Annotated in this window: 1 protein-coding gene; it reads right to left on the bottom strand. The window is 67.5% G+C overall.

What is annotated here, in order from left to right:
• Window positions 1-246 precede the first annotated feature (246 nt).
• Window positions 247-594 carry a pyridoxamine 5'-phosphate oxidase family protein gene (locus G5C51_RS42330; RefSeq protein WP_165246267.1) on the bottom strand — a complete coding sequence of 116 codons (348 nt, stop codon included), beginning with the start codon at window positions 592-594 and terminating at the stop codon, window positions 247-249.
• Between the last annotated feature and the right edge of the window lie 95 nt (window positions 595-689).

Raw genomic sequence — 689 nt, 5'->3', positions numbered from 1 at the left:
GTGGAGGGGCGGGGCGGCTTCCGCTGCCGGGTGCTGGTGGGCAGCTTCAATACCGGCCGCAGCCTGCTGCGAGCACCCAGCCTCTCCGTGCTGGCGAGCACCTGAGCCGGGCCTTGCCGTTGCCTCTGGCCTCGCCCATGCCCCCTGCACCACCACCCGGCCCGCACCCGGCAGCGAAGGCCAAGCACATGCCTGCCCTCCCTTGCCGTAGCCAGCCGCCCGCCGCAGGCGCAGCCCGACCCGCGCCTACCAGCTCCCCATATCCGCCGACAGCCACTTCTCCGGCCGGAGGCGGATGACCACGTTCTCGCTCAGGTTCTCCTCCGAGAACTTGATGTACTCCTCGACCGCTTCCGGCGGCAGATAGCGCTCGGAGACCTCGCGCAGCTGCTCCGGGGTGCCGGGCTCGATCGTCACCGGGCCCTCGACCGTGACGTAGCGGACCGTGGGCTCGAGGCGCTGGGCCATGACGGAGGCGCGGCCCGCCGATGCTGCCGCCTTGGCCTTCGCCGAGTCGTTGCCGGTGAGGATCCAGAGCTCGCCGCCGGGCTCGTAGACGTACCAGATGGGGACGTTCCTGTCTCTTATAAACATCTCCGAGCCCCCGAGACATGAATCTAGCTCGTCTTCACGCTTCTGCTTGCAAAAAAAAAAACTCGGTTCAGGTTGTTACCCATGCCTGCAAGGTC

Origin of the sequence: Streptomyces coryli, from assembly GCF_011044975.1 — a bacterium.
Lineage (GTDB): Bacteria > Actinomycetota > Actinomycetes > Streptomycetales > Streptomycetaceae > Streptomyces > Streptomyces coryli.
This window is presented reverse-complemented; position numbering and strand designations above follow the sequence as displayed.

Excerpts from the sequence above, each read along its gene's own strand:
- G5C51_RS42330 (WP_165246267.1), bottom strand. The coding sequence starts at position 594 with ATGTTTATAAGAGACAGGAACGTCCCCATCTGGTACGTCTACGAGCCC.